Origin of the sequence: Stenotrophomonas sp. Sm10 (assembly GCF_030985515.1) — a bacterium.
In the GTDB taxonomy this organism is placed as follows: domain Bacteria; phylum Pseudomonadota; class Gammaproteobacteria; order Xanthomonadales; family Xanthomonadaceae; genus Stenotrophomonas; species Stenotrophomonas hibiscicola.
Genome location: NZ_JAPTFO010000164.1, coordinates 1 through 2,642, shown reverse-complemented (window position 1 = coordinate 2,642; position 2,642 = coordinate 1). Strand labels below are relative to the sequence as shown.

General features: G+C 66.5%; 3 protein-coding genes. All 3 read right to left on the bottom strand.

The features are described from left to right. Positions 1 to 28: 28 nt before the first annotated feature. On the bottom strand, positions 29 to 919 hold the full coding sequence (locus tag O0J15_RS20685) for an alpha/beta fold hydrolase (RefSeq protein ID WP_227844221.1): 891 nt from the start codon (positions 917 to 919) through the stop codon (positions 29 to 31). A 140-nt stretch (positions 920 to 1,059) separates the two neighbouring features. Further along, positions 1,060 to 2,076, bottom strand: a complete 1,017-nt coding sequence (locus O0J15_RS20680) for a 3-oxoacyl-ACP synthase III (RefSeq protein ID WP_014035559.1) — start codon at positions 2,074 to 2,076, stop codon at positions 1,060 to 1,062. A gap of 103 nt (positions 2,077 to 2,179) precedes the next feature. After that, positions 2,180 to 2,497: a DUF4156 domain-containing protein gene (locus tag O0J15_RS20675; protein ID WP_005407628.1), complete on the bottom strand. Its 318-nt coding sequence runs from the start codon at positions 2,495 to 2,497 to the stop codon at positions 2,180 to 2,182. Between the last annotated feature and the right edge of the window lie 145 nt (positions 2,498 to 2,642).

Sequence of the window (2,642 nt, the reverse complement as noted above, 5' to 3'; positions counted from 1 at the left end):
CCCCCCCCCCCCCCCCCCCCCCCACTTCTCAGATCGGGTTCTTGTCCAGGAACGCCCGGATTTCCGGCACCAGCACCTCGTGCTTGTCTTCCAGCACGTAATGCCCGGCGTCCTCGAACGCATGTACCTGGGCCTTCGGCAGCGCGGCCTGGAAGCCCTTCAGGAAATGATGGTCGAACACGAAGTCGCGCAGGCCCCAGCCGAGAAAGGCGGGACGGTCGGCGAACGAGGGCAGTGCCTTGCCGGCACGCTCCAGCAGCGACCAGGCCTTGTCGGCCGGCGACAGCGGGATGTCCTGCATGAAGCGGATGGTGCTGATGCGGTTGGCCCAGCTGTTGTACGGCGACACGTAGGCGCGGCGCACGTCGGCCGGCATCTTCCGCTCCACGCCCAGCCACGAGGCACCGGAGGAGAACGCGTTGAAGCTGCGGATGATCCACTCGCCGATCTTCCAGTGACGGCCCAGCGCGATCTGCCACGGCATCTTCTTCGCCGCCGGCATCGGGAACGCGGCGGTGTTGAGCACCACCAGGCGCTTGACCTGGTCGTGGTGCGACAGCGCCCAGCCGAAACCGATCATGCCGCCCCAGTCGTGCACGGCCAGGGTCACCGGTCCGGTGATGCCCAGGTGCTTGAGCAGCGCATCGAGGTCGTCCACGCGCGACTGCAGCGTGTACTCGTAGCGGCTGTCATCAGGCTTGTCCGACAGGCCCATGCCGATATGGTCCGGCACGATGCAGCGGTAGGTGTCCGACAGGCCGGCCACCAGCGTGCGCCAGTAATAGCTCCACGACGGATTGCCGTGCACCATCACCACTACCTCGCCGTCGCGCGGGCCTTCGTCGAGATAGTTCATCGACAGGCCCGGGCGCACTTCGAAGCGCTGCGGGTGGGCGGGGTAACCGGGAAGATCGCGCATGCGGAGCACCTTGGAAGAATCGCGGCGCGGTGTAGCGCCGAGCCATGCTCGGCGGCTCTCCGGTCAGGCCGCGGAAGAACCGCGCTGTGCGCGTGAGCCGAGCATGGCTCGGCTCTACAGGAGGTCGGGCAGCGGGCTGCTTACCAGACCACTTCAGCCATCGAACAGTTCAGGCCGGAACCAATGCCCAGAAGCGCGATGCGATCACCCTTCTTCAGCTTGCCCAGCTGCTTGAGCTTGCTCAGCACGATCGGCACCGAGGCCGGCCCGATGTTGCCGTGCTCGCCGAAGATGGTCATGACCTTCTTCGGGTCGATGCCGAAGTTCTTGATGAACGCAGCGGTGTGCGGCTGGCTCACCTGGTGGATCACGAACTGGTCCAGCTCTTCCACGGCCCAGCCGAGTGCGATCTTGGCGGCGGTGAAGGTCTTCTGTGCCAGCTTGATGCCTTCGATCAGCAGCAGGCGGGTGTCGGTGACCATGCGGTCCAGGTTGCCCAGGCACAGCTGGTTCCACTCGGTCGCCGAGCGGGTGACGCCACCCTTGTAGCGCGGCGCGTCCGGCACCAGCTCCGAGCGCGCCATCACCATCGCGGCAGCACCCGAACCGGTGGTCAGGGCCGCCAGTTCGTTGCGGAAGTCGTCGGCGGTGACGTCCGGAGCGGTCATGCGCTCCAACGTCTTCTCGTACACCAGGTTGGCGGTCTCGCCATCCACCACCAGCGCGTAGTCGATGTCACCGCGCTCGATCATGCGCGCGGCGATATCCATGCCGTTGATGAAGGCCAGGCAGGCGTTGGCGACGTCGAAGGTCATGCATTCGTCGCTGACGCCGAGGTTGCCCGACACGATGGAGGCGGTGGACGGCTCCAGGTAGTCGCGGCTGACCGAGGTATTGACCAGCAGGCCCACCTGCGTCGCATCGATTCCAGCGTCTTCCAGCGCCTTGCGGCCGGCCATGGTGGCAGCGTCGGACGCCAGCACGCCGTTGTCCCACAGGCGGCGCGCGTGGATGCCGGCGATATCGCCGAGCACGTCGGTGCGGATGCCCAGGCGATCCAACGTCGGCTGCAGGCGTTCGTTGATTTCCTTGGTGGTCAGCGTATGCGGTGCGTCGACGTGTGCCAGGCCGGCGATCGAGACATTCTTGAAGAGCATCGAGGTTAGCGCCAAGGCTCAGGCAAAAGGGGGCGCTATTCTATAACCCCGGGGGCCTTCACCGCATCTTTACGAATTCAGCGCTGGCCGTATGGTGAAGCGTTCAGCGCGGTGGGCACTGGAACGCGGCGAAACGCTGGCTGCCATCGGCCGGGGCCGCAGCGGCCTGCACGGCATTGGCACCTGCGCTCGGGGCCTCGTTGCGGGCCAGCGTTTCCAGCTCTTCCTGCACGCGCAGCGGGTTGCGGTTGTAGAAGCCGACCTTGCTCTTCACGGTGACGACCACTTCGCCCTTGGCGATGCAGCCAGCGGGAACGGGGCCTGCCGGCAGTACGCGGGTCGCCTTGCCGGCCGGTTCGATCGGCACCCAGGTACAGGCGGTGACGGTGAGCAGCAGGGAGGAAAGCAGCAGAACGCGCATGGGCAGATCCTGGAAGGGTATGGGGGGATTCTGCCTGAACAGCCTGAATCGGGGGTAGCCGGGGCGGAGCCCAGGTAGCGCCGGGCCATGCCCGGCGAGCGCACAGCGCGGCATGGCTGGCCGCCGGAAAGCCGCCGGGCATGGC

Coding starts and splice junctions, on each gene's coding strand:
- O0J15_RS20685 (WP_227844221.1), bottom strand. CDS start 919: ATGCGCGATCTTCCCGGTTACCCCGCCCACCCGCAGCGCTTCGAAGTG.
- O0J15_RS20680 (WP_014035559.1), bottom strand. CDS start 2,076: ATGCTCTTCAAGAATGTCTCGATCGCCGGCCTGGCACACGTCGACGCA.
- O0J15_RS20675 (WP_005407628.1), bottom strand. CDS start 2,497: ATGCGCGTTCTGCTGCTTTCCTCCCTGCTGCTCACCGTCACCGCCTGT.